Source organism: Acidimicrobiales bacterium (genome assembly GCA_016794585.1).
Classification (GTDB): domain Bacteria; phylum Actinomycetota; class Acidimicrobiia; order Acidimicrobiales; family DATDAH01; genus JAEUJM01.
Genome location: JAEUJM010000040.1, coordinates 21,721 through 36,253, shown reverse-complemented (window position 1 = coordinate 36,253; position 14,533 = coordinate 21,721). Strand labels below are relative to the sequence as shown.

The window sequence follows — 14,533 nt, the reverse complement described above, 5'->3', positions numbered from 1 at the left end:
CCGTGCGGGAGCGCCCGCCGGTGACGGCGCCGGGCGTCCTCGTGCTGGGCATGCACCGCAGCGGCACCTCGGCCCTCACGCGCGCCCTCGGCCTGCTCGGTCTCGAGACGGGACGACGCGGCGATCTCATGGAGGCGGCGCCTTCCAACCGATCGGGTCACTGGGAGATCAGCGCCCTGACCGAGTGCAACGACGACCTCCTGCGCGCCGCCGGTGGACGCTGGTCGGGCCCGCCGGGCGATCTGTCCGGCCTCGCCGCAGCGGCGACTGGCGCCCCCGGTGACGAGGCCCGCGCCCTCGCGGCCGACGTGTTGCCCGACGCCCCCTGGACGTGGAAGGACCCGCGGCTCTGCCTGACCCTGCCGTTCTGGCACGAGGTACTGGGTGCCCGCCCCCCGGCGGTGGTCTGTCTCCGCCACCCCGTCGAGATCGCGGCCTCGCTGGAACGCCGCAACGGGTTCGCCCCCGCCTACGCCATGGCACTGTGGGAGCGGTACCTGCGCTCCCTCTGGACCCACCTGGCGGGCCGGCCCGCCCTGGTCGTCGACTACGACGCCGTGGTCGCCCGCCCCGAAGACGTGGTGGAGGCCCTCGGCGACTTCGTGGCCGCACACACGGGCCTCGCGCCCGACGGCGCGGCGCGGACCGCGGCCGCGTCGTCGCTCGACGAAGGAGAGCGCCACCACGAGGCGGACGGCGACGCGCTCACCGGCGATCCCGCAGTGTCGGACGAGCAGCGGGACCTCTACGAGCGGTCGCGGGCCTTGGTGGGCCCCCACGACGCGGTTCCCGCCGATCCCCTCGGTCCCGAGACGCCTCGGATCCAGGTCGCCTTCGACGAGCACGCGCGCATGAGCGAGTTCGAGGACGAGAGCATCCGCCTTCGGGCCGGCATGGACGAGGCCCGTGCCGGGCTCGACCGCCAGACCCTGTTCTTCCACCAGGAGCTCGAGCGCCGCAGCGCCGAGGCCTCGGCCCTCGCCACCGACGTCATGGCGGCACGGGCGCAGATCGCCGAGCTGCAGGCCTCGCTCGACCGCATTCGGGGGCGGGCGCCCATCCGGGCCTACCTGGCCCTGCGCCGGCGCCTGCCGGGCGGGCACCACTGACGTGCGCTTCGTGATGACCCTCCTCGTCCGCGACGAGGAGGACATCGTCCGCGCCAACCTCGACTTCCACCTCGACCGCGGTGTGGACTTCGTGATCGCGACCGACAACCGGTCCGAGGACGGGACCGTGGAGATCCTCGAGGAGTACGAGCGGGCGGGTGTCCTGCGCCTGATCCACGAGCCCGACGACGACTACGCCCAGGGCCGCTGGGTGACCCGGATGGCTCGCCTGGCCGCGACCGAGCATGGGGCGGACTGGGTGATCAACAACGATGCCGACGAGTTCTGGTGCCCGGTCGAGGGCGACCTGCGCTCGACGCTCCAGTCCGTCCCCGATGGCACCGATGCCGTCCTGGTGCCCCGGTTCAACTTCGTGGTCCCCGCAGACGAGGCCGATGCCTCCGCGGATCACCGCCCGTTCCACGAGCGCATGACGGTCCGCTACGCCACGCCCTTCGACCCCATCAAGCAGGGCCCCATCCAGCCCAAGATGGCGCACCGCGCCCACCCCGAGGCCCGGGTGCTCCAGGGCAACCACGACGTGCAGTGGCCGGGCCGTGGCGAGGTGACCGAGGAGGTCGCCATGGAGATCCTGCACTTCCCGATCCGCAGCGAGGCACAGTTCGCCAACAAGATCGCGAAGGGGGGCGCGGCCTACGAGCGCAACCACGACGTGCCCGAGCGCTATGGGCGGCGCTGGCGTCGGCTCCTCGACGCGCAGCGTCGAGGCGAGTTCGGCGACGTGTATGCCAAGGTGGTGCTCGACCCGCCGGCGGTGGCGCGTGGGTTGGCGAGTGGTGAGTTGGTGGAGGATCGGCGTCTGATCGACGCCCTGACGGACGGGACGGCGTGATGCGACAGGCCTGGGGGACCGCCCTGCTGGTGGCTGCATGCGCGGCCGGCACGGCGCTGATGCCGTCGGCAGGGGCGCAGGAGGGCCCGGCCGCGACCACGACGTCGTCGCCACCGACGACGCCCTCGATACTGACGACGTCGACGACCGTCGTCGAGCCGACGACCTCGCCCACGACCGTGGCCACCCCTCCCACGGCCGTCGAGGCGGCGCCAGCCGAGGCCGGGGCGCCCGAGAGGACCGAGGCGCCGGAGGGCGGGCGGGTGATCTCCGGGACCATCAAGGGGATCGACGGACGCTTCGTCAACGCCCAGATCAGCCTGGTGCTGCGCAACGCGGCCGGGCAGTTCCTCCGGCTCAACGGCACGGTGAACCCCAACGCCGCGCAGTACGCCGACACCCTCAGCATCAACGAGGACATCCCCCTCGAGGGCTCCGACGTGGGCGGTACCGACACCTGGCGCTTCGTGGTGCCCGACACCGCGTACGACTTCACCTTCGAGGTGTATCCCCGCAGCCCGTCGGTCGGCGACCGCACCACCGGGAACTGGTCCCACTACGGCGGGGTGTCCAAGCGCCGCGTGGTCATCCCGGCGACCGGGCTGTCGGACGTGCGCCTCCGCCTGCCGCTGAACTGCGACCAGCCCGGCGGGACCACGGGCTCCATCCGGGTCCTGCACGCCAACAACGCGGTGATCGACGACTTCCTCGCGCTCTCGGAGAACAACCCGCCCTCGGGCATCCAGGGCTTCCGGGCCCAGGGCACGACCCGGGTCGCCGCCAATCAGACCTTCGATGGCATCGCGCCGGACCAGCGCTACAGCGTCAACGCCTACGTCGGGTCCGGCCACTCGCTGCGTCGCTTCTACGAGGTCCCCGTGCGGGCGTGTCAGACCACCACCCTCTACGCGTACACGGGCGCGTCGACGAAGCCGCCCCGGTGGGGCCCGGTGTCGGTGTCCCAGCGAGGCTCGTTCTTCCCGATCGCCGGCGAGTTCAGCGGCGACCGGCGCGACGACATCTTCTGGTACGCCCCGAACGCCGGCGGCGACACGTTGGCCATCTCGTCGGGGGCCACCGGTCAGTTCGCCAACGAGGCGCTGACCGTCGGGCCCGGTTACCGGCCGGTGAGCGGCGACTGGAACGACGACGGCATCGACGACATCTTCTGGTACGGCCCGGGCGCGGCCCGGGACCGCATCTGGCAGGGCGGTCAGGGGGGAGACTTCACCACGGTCGCCGCGACCGCCGGCGGCAACGCCAACGTCTGGCCGGTGGCCGGCGACTTCGACGGGAACGGGCACTCGGACATCCTCTTCGCGGAGGGGGGTCGGCTGAGCACCGTCCGGCGCTACACCGACAACGGCTACACGAACGGCTCGGCGCAGGTACCGGCCAACAGCGCCGTGCGCTCGGGTGACGTCAACGGCGACTTCCGGGACGACCTGCTCTGGTACAACTCGGGCACCGGGCAGGTCCAGCTCTGGTTCGGCCGCGCCGATGGCAGCTTCGCCAAGGTCAACGAGCAGGTGGGCGCCAGGCAGAACTACCGGCCCGTCCTCGCCGACATCAGCGGCGACTTCCGGGCCGACCTGCTCTGGTACGGCCCCGGGTCCACCAAGGACAGCTTGTGGCGGGGTCGGGCCAACACCTTGCCGTACTTCGCGAAGGAGTCGGCCGACCTCCGGGTCGGCGGCAACTACCAGCCTTTCGCCCTCGACCTCAACGGCGAGGGCACCCAGGACATCTATTGGTACGCCCCGGGAACCACCGCCGACAGCGCCTGGAAGATGAACCTCAGCGGCTGGATCCCCCAGGCCTGAGACCGGGGTCGGGCGGGCGTCAGACGTCGAAGCCGAAGCGGCGGACGGCCTCCAGCTGGTCGTCGGTGAAGGGGTGGTCGGCGTGGTCGCGCCACCGGCCCGCCGACGCCGGCGTCTGCACCTTGGCGGCGATCTCGGCGAGGTCGGCCCCCGGGGCGACGCCCGCGAAGTCGAGCAGGCGGCGCAGCTCGGCCTCGGGCTCGGCACACAGGTCGTCGAAGCGCAGGTACAGGAAGCGGTCGCCGAGCTCCTCGCCGAGGGTGAAGGCCCGATCAGTCATGTGGATCCAGTAGCCGAGCTGAGCTGCGGCCTCCGCGTCCTCCCCGCCCTCGGTCGGGAACGGGAAGCCGAACTGGTCACCGAAGTTGCGCAGCTGGTTCTTGTTGTCGCTGTAGGCCATGTCGAGGCCGTGACGGGCCACGTAGACGAACCGCAGGCCCGGGTAGTGGGCGATGAGCTGCGGGAGGAACAGGTGGCTGTTGGGCTCCTTCCACCCCCACGCCGGCGCCGTCCGTCGCTCCGGGCGGGGCCGGCGGGCGAACGCGGCACGGGCACGCTCCGCTGACTCCCGCCGGCCGACCGTGGGGTCGTGGTCGACCACGCTGCGGGCCAGCCGGGCGAGGTCGCCGGGGGTGAAGGCCCGGTCGCGTGAATAGCGGGTGAAGGTGGCCAGGTGGCGACCGATGGCGGCGTCGCCCGCCGAGGCGAACCAGCTCGGGCGCTTGAAAAGCAGGGTGAACACGAGGTTGTCGAACGCGGCGTTGAAGTGGCGCCCGAGGTCGACGCCGGCGTCGCGCAGGGCCACGGCGTAGACCCGCGTCCCGCTCCCTCCCAGCCCCCCGATGACGAGCGGGGAGCCGTCGGGACGCCCGCCGTCGTGCGGACCCACCCTCAGGCCTCGTCAGCCGCGTCGTGCTCGCCGGGGAGGCGGAAGCGGGGGGCGACGAGGTCGCACTGCGCCGGCAGTGTGCCGAGGAAGTGGGGCGGCCGCTCGACCGTCTCGTAGGCCCGGCCTCGCACCTGCTCGTACTCGGCGGCGAAGGCCCCGAAGGGGTGGACCTCGTCGGGGTTGCGCGCCGAGTTGGTGGCCACGCCGCCGTGCATCTGGTGGAACGTGGCCTCGCCGAGGAGCATCACCGGGTCGACGGTGGGATCGAGCCGGGCCCGGTTCATGAAGTCGAGGTTGACCAGGCCGCCGCCGGGGGAGCGGAAGGCCTCGTCGTAGCCGCCCATCCGGTCGTACTGCGCACGGGAGAGGGCCACGCAGTTGCTCTCGGCCAGGGCCGAGAAGAAGCCCTCCTTGCTCGACGGGGCCACCGAGGCGACGCGGTACAGCTCGTACCCGTCCGACTCCCAGGGCACCGAGGCGAGCAGGGCGTCCTCGTCCGACTGCGTCCACCCGGCCCGGATGGCGTCGTTCTGGACCTGGTGCCCGAGGTGCATGCCGAGCGTGTACACGAACGGGTTGTCGAAGGCCCGGAAGGCCCGGTTCGTGGTGCGCAGGATGCCGGGCGAGAGGATGCGGGCGCCGTCGATGCACAGCATCACCCGCTCACCTCGCCCTTCGGCCACCGCGTGGTTGAGGGCGGCCGAGGGCGACGGCCACTCGGGCTGGAAGGACAGGTGACGGAAGTTCGGCCCGAACGAGGCCACCATCTCAGGGTCCAGGGGGTCGGAGGACCCGTTGTCGACCGCCAGGACCTCGTAGGTGGCGCCGTCGACCCCCTGGTAGGCGGCGGTCAGCGAGTGGAGCGTGCGCCGGGCCTCCCGGGCCATGTCGTAGAAGTTGACGACGACCGTGAGGCGGGGGGTCATGGCCTCACGCGCCGCCGGCGGCGAGGGCCCGGAGGCGGTCGTACAGGTCCGCCACCGACGAGGGCAACGGGGTCTCGTCGACCGGGCCGTGGTGGCGGAGCTCTTCGCTGAAGAACCCCGGCTCGCCCGGCAGGTCCAGCGCCCTCGCAATGCCCGCCACGGCGGCGGCGTACTCGTCGGGCGGGAGGTCGAACGAGACGAGGGGGAAGGCGCCGGCCTCGTGGGCGGCCACGAGGCGCTGGTTGTAGGCCTCCCACAGGCGCAGGCCCACCGGGGTGGCCAGGCCGTCGCGCCGCTCGAGCGAGGCCGCCACCGCCAGCGGGTGGCGGAAGGTGCCCACCAGGGCGAGGTCGGGCAGGCCCTCCTGCCAGAAGGCGAGGGTGAGGAGGGTGCGGGGGTCCTTGAAGCCCCAGCGCCAGTCCGCTGCGTGGGCGGCGATCACCGCGGTGCGCTGCGTGCGGAAGTCGTCGTCCCAGACGACGGTGGCCGGGGGGCGGTCCCAGGCGCCGTCGTTGTGCTCGAGGAGCCGGTCGTTGAGGTCGCGCACGGCCAGGCTCTCGCGGTTGCCCTTCAGGTTGTGCTGCGCCTTGGTCACGACCTCGCCGAGGTGCAAGCCGGCCTCCTCGAGGGAGCCCGCGAGGCTGCTCGTGCCGCTGCGGTGCATGCCGAGCACCGCCACCGGGGGCGCCATGGGTCAGTCGATGACGGCCACGACGTCGCCGGCGCCGACCGAGTCGCCGGCGGCGACCTTCAGCTCGGCGATGGTGCCCGACTTGTCGGCGGCGATGTTGTTCTCCATCTTCATGGCCTCGAGCACGCAGAGGGCCTGGCCCTCCTCGACCTCGTCGCCGACGGCCACGAGCACCTTCACGATGGTGCCCTGCATGGGGACGGTCACCGTGCCGGCGCCGGCGCCGCCACCGGAGGATCCGCCGGCGGCGCGGCGGGGCCGGGCGGCGGCGGGGCCACCGGTCGCGGCGGGGGCGGCTCCTGCGGACTCCGGCACCCACACGCTCACCGAGTAGCGGCGGCCGTCGACCTCGACGTCGACGTCGCGGCGCACCTTGGGCTCCTCGCCCTCGGCGGCCGGCGCCTCGGCCTTCGGGGCCTTGACGTCGGACAGGTCCAGAGTCTCCTCCACCCACTTCGTCGAGTGCTTCGCCTCGGCGAAGTCGGGGTGGCTGAGGATGGCCACGTCGGCGGGGATCGTGGTGGCGATGCCCTCGACGCGCATCTCGCCGAGGGCCCGCAGCATGCGGTGGCGGGCCTCCTCTCGATCACGGCCCCAGGTGACGAGCTTGCCCACCAGGTTGTCGTAGAACTGGCTGATCTCGTCGCCGGACTCGTAGCCCCCGTCCCAGCGGGTGCCGAACCCGTTGGGCACGACGAGGGTGTCGATGCGGCCGGGGGAGGGCAGGAAACGCCCGCCGGCGGGGTCCTCGGCGTTGATGCGGCACTCGATGGCGTGGCCGCGGCGCTCGATCTCGTCCTGGGTGACCGACAGCGCCTCGCCGCTGGCGACGCGGATCTGCTCGGCCACGAGGTCGATGCCCACCACCATCTCGGTGACCGGGTGCTCGACCTGGAGGCGGGTGTTCATCTCGAGGAAGAAGAACTCGCCGTCCTGGACCAGGAATTCGACGGTCCCGGCGTTCACGTAGCCGCACGCCTGGGAGACCTGGACGCTGGCCTGGCCCATCGCCTGGCGCAGCTCGTCGGGGAAGTCCGGCGCGGGGCTCTCCTCGATCAGCTTCTGGTGGCGGCGCTGGGCGGAGCAGTCGCGCTCGCCGAGCCAGATGCAGTTGCCGTGGGTGTCGGCGATCACCTGCATCTCGACGTGGCGGGGCCACGTGAGGTAGCGCTCGAGGTAGATCTCGTCCCGGCCGAAGTAGGCGAGCGCCTCGCGCTGGGCCGACTCGATGGCCGACTCGATCTCGTCGGCCGAGCGGACCACCTTCATGCCGCGCCCGCCGCCGCCATACGCGGCCTTGATGGCGATCGGGTAGCCGAACTCGTCGCCGAAGGACCGGACCTGGGCCGGGTCGGTCACCGGATCGTTGCGGCCCGGCACGCCCGACACCCCGGCGGCCTCGGCGGCCAGGCGGGACGAGATCTTGTCGCCCATCACCGTGATGGCCTCGGGCGGCGGGCCGATCCAGGCGACGGACCCGCTGGCGATGATGGCGCTGGCGAAGTCGGTGTTCTCCGAGAAGAACCCGTAGCCCGGGTGCACGCCGTCGGCGCCGCTGCGCTCGATCGCGTCCATGATGGCGTCGGTGTTGAGGTAGCTCTCCGCGGCGGTCTGGCCACCGAGGGCGTACGCCTCGTCGGCCAGCCGGACGTGCAGGGCGTCCCGGTCGAGCTCGGAGTAGACGGCCACGGTGGCGATGCCCAACTCGCGGCACGTGCGGATGACCCGGACGGCGATCTCGCCCCGGTTCGCGATCAAGATCTTCGAGAGCACCCCCTATGGTTAGTTCCGTGTCGGGTGGTGATGCCAGCTTCACACCTTCGGGTCCTTCCGCAGCCGTCCCGGGCACCCGCTTCGGCGACGTGCGCTGGGTGGCCGAGACGGGCTCCACGAACGCCGATCTGCTGGCCCTCGCCGCCGACGGCGCACCCGAGGGCACGGTGTTGGTCGCCGACCACCAGACCGCCGGCCGGGGCCGCCTCGGTCGGGTCTGGACGGCGCCACCCGGCGCGTCGATCCTCCTCTCGGTGCTGTTGCGCCCCGACGTCGGGCTGGACCACGCGCACGCGCTGACGACCGCCGTCGCCCTCTCGGCCATCGAGGCCTGCGAGACGGTGACGGGGGTCCGCCCAGGGCTCAAATGGCCCAACGACCTCGTGGTGGCGTCACCCGCCGCCGGCGGGGCGGAGCGCAAGCTCGCCGGGGTGCTCGCCGAGTCCACGCTGGCCGGGTCGCACTTCGCCGCCGTCGTCGTCGGCATCGGCCTCAACGTGAACTGGCCCGACGAGCTGCCGGCCGAGATCGCCGACCTCGCCGTCGCCCTCAATCACCTCACCGGTGGCCCGGTGGACCGCCAGGCGCTCGTCACCGCCCTCCTCGTGGGGCTGGAGCGCCGCTACGCCGCCGTGCTGGCCCCGGACGGGCGCCTGGCCCTGCGCCGCGAGGAGGAGGCCGCTTCCGCCACCTTGGGTCGGGAGGTGCGGGTCGTGCGCAGCCACGACGAGCTGGTCGGCACCGTGGTGGGCTTCGAGCCCGACGGGGCGCTGCGCCTCGAGGTCGACACCGACGTCGTCGTCGTCCCCGTCGGCGACGTCATCCACCTGCGATCTGGCTCCTCCACCTGACCTCCTCCCGCAATCCGTTGTGGGTACAGAAACGGAACGCTGAGAGCGGATTGCCGTACCCAGAACGACGGTTCGCCTGTCAGGAGGTGGCGGCGGCCTCGTAGAGGGGGAGGACCAGGGCGTCGCAGTGCTCGTGGAGCTTGGCGTCGAGGTAGGACGGGTCGAGCTCGTCGAGCACGTGGTGCTTCACCGGTCCCTGGAACTCGTGGGAGCGCTCGAGATCGAGGGTGTCGAGGGGGATGCCGGCGAAGGCCGCCAGGCGGTCGGCCCGCTCGCGGATGTCCGGTGTGCGCAGCACCAGCAGCCGGTCGGCGGGTACGTGATCGACCACCCCGGCGTTGAACCGGGCGTACTCGCCGAAGAGGCCGTCGAGGGTGGGCAGGCCCCGCTCGGCCAGTGGCTGCTCCTCGGGCGGGTGGCCCGCGGGCGGCCCGTGGCGCAGCGCCCGCAGCTCGATCCAGCGGGGTGACGCGTAGGTCACCATCTGGTTGAGCTTCGAGTCGAGCCACGACCGGGGCTCACGCAGGGTGAGCACGTAGCGGGCGTCGGGGTACCGCCGGACGAGCAGGTCGATGATCTCGCCGTTGAGGAACGACCAGTCCACCTCGAGGTGCAGGCGGCGCTCCTTGTCGGCCAGGTAGGCCTCGATGGCGTCGTCGACGGCCTCGCCCCGCAGACGGGCCTCGACGAGGGGCCGCAGGTCGTGGGCCTCCGGCTCGTGCTCCGCACGGAAGGCGCGGAAGAGCCCCGCCACGGAGTGGGTGCCGGTCTTCTCGTCGCCGACGCAGAAGAGCTTGTCCATCAGCGCCGGCCGTTCACGGGTCGAGGGTCCGGGTCGCGAGCGCGGCGAGCTCGTCGGCGGCCGCCTGCGTGTGGGGGCCGGGGCAGGACGGCAGGGCGTGGCCGTCGACGTGGGAGATGGGCTGGACGTCGCGGGTGCTCGAGGTGAGGAAGGCCTCGTCGGCGCCCGCGAGGGCGGCGAGGGGCACGTCGCACTCGATGGCGTCGGAGCACTCGAGCACCAGCTCGCGGGTGATGCCCCCCAGGCAGCCGGCGGCCAGCGTGGGGGTCACCAGGCGGCCCTCGTGCACGAGGAACACGTTCGAGCCGGTGCCCTCGCAGAGGAGGTCGCGGGTGTTGGGGAAGATGGCCTCGCTGGCGCCGCGCTCGTGGGCGTAGGTGAGGGCCACCACGTTCTCGGCGTACGAGACGGTCTTCAGTCCGGCGACCGCGCTGCGCTCGTTGCGGGGCCAGGGGACGGTGACCACCGGCGCGGACGGGGGCCAGGCGGTGGCCGGGGCGGCGGCGATGATCACCGTGGGGAGCACGGTGCCGCGGTCCGAGCCGAGCGGGCCCGGGCCGCCCGTGACCGTGGTCCGCAGCCGGCCGGTGGTGGGCCCGTTGGCCTCGATGACGGCGGCGATGGCGGCCGTCAGCTCGTCGTCGGTGTACGGCACGGTGATGCGCAGGCCGCCGGCCGACCGGCGCAGGCGGGCCAGGTGGCGGCGCAGGGCGAAGGCCACGCCGTCGACCACCTTGGTGGTCTCGAACACCCCGTCGCCGACCAGCAGGCCATGGTCGAAGGGCGAGACGCGGGCCTGCCCGGCGGGCATCAGCGCACCGTCGATCCACACGAGGGACCGGTCGAGGGTGCTCATCGGGCCACCCCCGCCGGCGTCGCCGACGCCACCCTCAGCAGGTGGCGGGCCTTCAGCTCGGTCTCTTCCCATTCGCCCTCCGGTGTCGAGTCCCAGGTGATGCCCCCGCCGGTGCCGAAGTGCAGCTCGCCGTCCTCGGCCCAGAAGGTGCGGATGGCGACGTTCAGGTCGCCGCAGCGGCGATCGGCATCGACCCACCCGACCGCTCCGCAGTAGACGCCGCGCCCCACGGGCTCGAGGCGGTCGATGTGGTCCAGGGCGGCCAGCTTGGGTGCGCCCGTGACCGAGCCCGGCGGGAAAGTGGCGTCCACCGCCTCGGCCCACCCGTGGCCGGGGCGGAGGCGTCCGGTGACGGTGCTGACGAGGTGGACGAGGCCCGGATGGGGCTCGACCTCGAGGAGGCCCGGCACGGCCACCGAGCCGTACTCGCACACGCGGCCGAGGTCGTTGCGCACGAGGTCCACGATCATCACGTTCTCGGCCCGGTCCTTGGGCAGCAGGCCGTCCTCGGTGGCGGCGGTGCCCTTGATGGGCGAGGAGGCCACGAGGTCACCGTCCCGCCGCAGGAAGCGCTCCGGCGAGGCGGACGCCACCCGCACGCCGTGCGCAGGCAGGTCCACGACGGCGCTGTAGGGCGCGGGGTTGCCCTCGGCGAGCGCGGCGCCCAGCGCCGCGATCTCGGCGTCTCGGGGCAGCGGAGCGCTGAGGCGGCGGGTGAGGTTCACCTGGTAGACGTCCCCGGCCGCGATGGCGTCGCGGATGGAGCGGACCCCGGCCTCGAAGCCCGCCCGCTCGAGCGAGGACCGCCACGACCCCGGCTCGGGTCCGCGCCACGGAGCGCCCGGCCAGGGCTGCGCCGGGCGGGTGTCGGCGAATCGTGCGCAGACGGGTGGGCCGTCGAAGGGGAGCACCACGGCCCAGAAGCCGGTGCCGTCGAGGGCGGCCAGGTCGCTCGTGACGTCGAGCAGGCCGGTGCAGAGCGTGCCACCCACCACTGCCAGCGCCCGCTCGGATCCGACCACGGCCACAGCGTACGGCGGGGGCGGTTTTCGCCACGACCTGACCCCAACCCGACCCGCGGAGCCGTTAGCCTCGACCTTCGTGTCAGCCGCCCGCGCGGGGACGCCGGGCCGCCGCTCGTGGCCCCAGCGCCTCCTCATCACCTTCAACGTCTTCCTGATCGTCACCTGCCTGGTGATCGCCGGCGGCCTCGGCTACTTCAACTACAAGTTCGGCCGTCTCCCCACGGTGGCGATCGACCCGAGCGTGCTGACCGCGAAAGAGGAGCCGGGCCAGCCCCAGAACTTCCTCGTGGTCGGCACCGACGACGCCGCCCGCCTCGACCCGTCCGACCCGGTCACGAACGGGCGCGACGACCTCGGGGTGCTCTCGGACACGATCATGGTGCTGCGGGTCGATCCCGAGCAGACGCAGGCGCAGCTCCTGTCGTTGCCGCGTGACCTGTGGTTGCCGATCGCCGGCGGAGGCGAGCAGCGCATCAACACCGCGCTCAGCGTGGGCGGCCCCGAGGCGCTGATCCAGACCATCGACGACTACTTCGGCATCGAGATCAACCACTACCTCCAGATGGACTTCCTCGGCTTCAAGGAGCTGGTGGCCGCCGTCGACGGCATCCCGATCTACTTCGAGTACCCCGTCCGCGACGCGAAGACGGGGCTCAACGTGGGCGCGGGGTGCATCACCCTCGAGCCCGATCAGGCCCTCGCCTACGCCCGGTCCCGGTCTTTCGAGTACCAGGACGAGTCGGGCTGGCACACCGACGGCACCGGCGACCTGGGCCGCATCAGCCGCCAGCAGGACTTCATCCGCCGCGCCATCCAGCGGGCCGTCGTGAAGGGCATCCGCAACCCGGTCACCCTCAACCAGCTCATCGACGTCGGCATCGGCAACGTCACGGTGGACGACACCCTCACGGCGCAGGACGTGTTCACCCTCGGCAAGCGCTTCCGCACCTTCGAGCCGACGGCTCTCGAGACGCACTCGCTCGAGGTGTACGACGACCTCATCAACGGTGCGCAGGTGCTGCGCATGTCCGACACGGACGACAACCAGGCCATCCTCGACATCTTCCGGGGCGTCGCCGTCAACGCCGAGGACCCGGCCAGCGTGCAGGTCGAGGTGCTCAACGGCTCGGGCACGAGCGGCCAGGCCGGCACCGTCTCCGACGATCTGTCGAGCGTTGGCTTCACGGTGATCGGCACCGGCGACGCCGAGCGCTTCGACTTCGCCAACACGGTGGTGCGCTACACGCCGGGCAACGAGCCGGCCGCCGACCTCGTCCGGCGCTACCTCGCCGCCGGCGCCCAGCTCGAGGAGGTGGCCGAGCTGCCCGCCCCTGTGGTGGTCGTCACCGGCCTCGACTACGCCGGCGTGAACGCCGAGCCCGGCCCGGCCCAGGTCACCACCACGACCAGCACCACCGTGGCTCCCGACCTCGGGGGCACCACCACCACGACCGAGGTCATCGGCGAGGTGCCGGGCCCGCCGCCCGACGGCCAGCAGTGCGGCTGACGCGGCCCTGGCCCGTGGCGCACCACTTCGGCTGACCGCCGGTCCAGCCCCTAAGGTTGGGGCGGTGCCGCCGGGCCGCGCGCACGACGGAGCGCCCGCCGAAGGGGTGCCCACCAAGGAGGAGCGAGCAGCATGAGCAGCAAGGTCGCCGTCATCGGCGCGGGCTACGTCGGGCTGACCACGGCTGCGTGCTTCGCCCACCTGGGACACGAGGTCTTCTGCGCGGACATCGACGCCGAGCGGATCGCACTGCTCGAGCGCGGCGAGGTGCCCATCCTCGAGGCCGGCCTCGAGCAGCTCATCGTCGAGGGCGTGCGAGCCGGTCGCCTGCACTTCGTGGTGGGAGCGGCCGCCGCGGCTCAGCACGCCGAGTTCTCGTACCTCAGCGTCCCCACCCCGCAGGGCCCGGACGGCCGCGCCGACCTGTCGTACATCGAGGCGGCGGCGCGCGAGATCGGACCGGTCCTGCCGCCCGAAGCCGTCGTCATCAACAAGTCCACCGTGCCCGTCGGATCCACGCGGGTGGTCGAGCAGGCCCTCGGCCGCAGCGACGTCTACGTGGTCTCCAACCCCGAGTTCCTCCGCGAGGGATCGGCGGTCTCCGACTTCCTCCACCCCGATCGGGTGGTGATCGGCAGCGAGGACCAGGGTGCGGCCATCCGCGTGGCGTCGCTCTACGTGGGCGTCCCGGCCCCGTTGATGGTCACCGACCCCGCGTCGGCCGAGACCATCAAGTACGCCAGCAACGCCTTCCTCGCCACCAAGCTCTCCTTCGTCAACGCCGTCGCGGCCGTCTGCGAGGCGGTGGGCGCGGACGTCAACGACGTCGTGTTGGGCATGGGCTACGACAAGCGCATCGGGCACGACTTCCTCAAGCCGGGGCCGGGCTACGGAGGCAGCTGCTTCCCCAAGGACACCTCGGCGCTCATCCGCATCGCCGAGGACGGGGGGTATGACTTCCGACTCCTCAAGGGCGTCGTCGACGTGAACGAGGAGCAGTTCGAGCGGGTGGTGCGCAAGGTGACGGAGATGGCGGGTGGGCATCTCGACGGCGTGACCGTCGCCGCATGGGGCCTGACCTTCAAGGCCCGCACCGACGACCTGCGGGAGTCCCCGGCACTGCACGTCCTCGGCCGCCTCGCCGAAGAGGGCGCCACGGTCCGGGCCTACGACCCCGCCGTGAGCTCGCCTCTGGTCACCCATCCGGCCCTCGAGGTGTGCGCCGATCCCTACGCGGCCTGTGCCGGTGCCAACGTGCTCGTCGTGCTCACCGAGTGGGACGAGTTCCGCTGGCTCGACCTCGACAAGGTCGCCGAGACGATGGAGTCCGACCCGGCCATCGTGGACGCCCGCAACCTGCTCGACCGCTCCGCGGTCCAGCGCCGCGGGTTCCGCTTCGAGGGCATCGGGCGCCGCTGACGTGGCACG

13 protein-coding genes are annotated in these 14,533 nt (G+C 72.4%); 6 read left to right on the top strand and 7 right to left on the bottom strand.

The window, feature by feature from the left end:
* Nucleotides 1-2 precede the first annotated feature (2 nt).
* From JNK12_18720 to JNK12_18710, 3 genes are read left to right on the top strand one after another with little or no spacing between them, the layout of a single operon-like run.
* Entirely contained in the window at nucleotides 3-1,109 is a 1,107-nt protein-coding gene (locus JNK12_18720; protein ID MBL8777979.1) for a hypothetical protein, read from the top strand.
* Nucleotides 1,110-1,122: 13 nt separating this feature from the next.
* Nucleotides 1,123-1,962, top strand: coding sequence for a glycosyltransferase family 2 protein (locus JNK12_18715; GenBank protein ID MBL8777978.1), 840 nt, complete (start codon nucleotides 1,123-1,125; stop codon nucleotides 1,960-1,962).
* Nucleotides 1,959-3,785 carry a VCBS repeat-containing protein gene (locus JNK12_18710; GenBank protein ID MBL8777977.1) on the top strand — a complete coding sequence of 609 codons (1,827 nt, stop codon included), beginning with the start codon at nucleotides 1,959-1,961 and terminating at the stop codon, nucleotides 3,783-3,785. The genes JNK12_18715 and JNK12_18710 overlap by 4 nt, the downstream gene beginning before the upstream one ends.
* A 19-nt stretch (nucleotides 3,786-3,804) precedes the next feature.
* On the opposite strand, the gene JNK12_18705 is transcribed toward JNK12_18710, so the two are convergent.
* Genes JNK12_18705 through JNK12_18690 form a run of 4 tightly spaced genes read right to left on the bottom strand, consistent with a single transcriptional unit; the run spans nucleotide 3,805 to nucleotide 8,064 of the window.
* Nucleotides 3,805-4,674 carry a sulfotransferase gene (locus tag JNK12_18705; protein MBL8777976.1) on the bottom strand — a complete coding sequence of 290 codons (870 nt, stop codon included), beginning with the start codon at nucleotides 4,672-4,674 and terminating at the stop codon, nucleotides 3,805-3,807.
* A gap of 2 nt (nucleotides 4,675-4,676) precedes the next feature.
* The gene (locus JNK12_18700) at nucleotides 4,677-5,600 is read right to left on the bottom strand and encodes a glycosyltransferase family 2 protein (protein MBL8777975.1); all 924 of its coding nucleotides are present in this window, start codon (nucleotides 5,598-5,600) and stop codon (nucleotides 4,677-4,679) included.
* Between the two features lie 4 nt (nucleotides 5,601-5,604).
* On the bottom strand, nucleotides 5,605-6,291 hold the full coding sequence (locus tag JNK12_18695; protein MBL8777974.1) for a hypothetical protein: 687 nt from the start codon (nucleotides 6,289-6,291) through the stop codon (nucleotides 5,605-5,607).
* Nucleotides 6,292-6,294: 3 nt separating this feature from the next.
* Complete coding sequence (locus JNK12_18690) at nucleotides 6,295-8,064, bottom strand: acetyl-CoA carboxylase biotin carboxylase subunit (protein MBL8777973.1); 1,770 nt, start codon at nucleotides 8,062-8,064, stop codon at nucleotides 6,295-6,297.
* Nucleotides 8,065-8,081: 17 nt separating this feature from the next.
* On the opposite strand from JNK12_18690, the gene JNK12_18685 reads away from it, so the two are divergent.
* Complete coding sequence (locus tag JNK12_18685) at nucleotides 8,082-8,915, top strand: biotin--[acetyl-CoA-carboxylase] ligase (GenBank protein MBL8777972.1); 834 nt, start codon at nucleotides 8,082-8,084, stop codon at nucleotides 8,913-8,915.
* A gap of 79 nt (nucleotides 8,916-8,994) precedes the next feature.
* On the opposite strand, the gene JNK12_18680 is transcribed toward JNK12_18685, so the two are convergent.
* Genes JNK12_18680 through JNK12_18670 form a run of 3 tightly spaced genes read right to left on the bottom strand, consistent with a single transcriptional unit; the run spans nucleotide 8,995 to nucleotide 11,595 of the window.
* The gene (locus tag JNK12_18680; protein MBL8777971.1) at nucleotides 8,995-9,717 is read right to left on the bottom strand and encodes a hypothetical protein; all 723 of its coding nucleotides are present in this window, start codon (nucleotides 9,715-9,717) and stop codon (nucleotides 8,995-8,997) included.
* Between the two features lie 13 nt (nucleotides 9,718-9,730).
* Nucleotides 9,731-10,573: an aminotransferase class IV gene (locus JNK12_18675; GenBank protein ID MBL8777970.1), complete on the bottom strand. Its 843-nt coding sequence runs from the start codon at nucleotides 10,571-10,573 to the stop codon at nucleotides 9,731-9,733.
* Nucleotides 10,570-11,595 carry an anthranilate synthase component I family protein gene (locus JNK12_18670; protein MBL8777969.1) on the bottom strand — a complete coding sequence of 342 codons (1,026 nt, stop codon included), beginning with the start codon at nucleotides 11,593-11,595 and terminating at the stop codon, nucleotides 10,570-10,572. Before JNK12_18670 ends, JNK12_18675 begins: the two co-directional genes overlap by 4 nt.
* Before the next feature lie 79 nt (nucleotides 11,596-11,674).
* Between JNK12_18670 and JNK12_18665 the strand changes: the two genes are divergently transcribed.
* Nucleotides 11,675-13,105 (top strand): LCP family protein, encoded by a 1,431-nt coding sequence (locus tag JNK12_18665; protein ID MBL8777968.1) that lies wholly within the window; start codon nucleotides 11,675-11,677, stop codon nucleotides 13,103-13,105.
* A gap of 132 nt (nucleotides 13,106-13,237) precedes the next feature.
* Nucleotides 13,238-14,524 carry a UDP-glucose/GDP-mannose dehydrogenase family protein gene (locus JNK12_18660; GenBank protein ID MBL8777967.1) on the top strand — a complete coding sequence of 429 codons (1,287 nt, stop codon included), beginning with the start codon at nucleotides 13,238-13,240 and terminating at the stop codon, nucleotides 14,522-14,524.
* Nucleotides 14,525-14,533 lie beyond the last annotated feature (9 nt).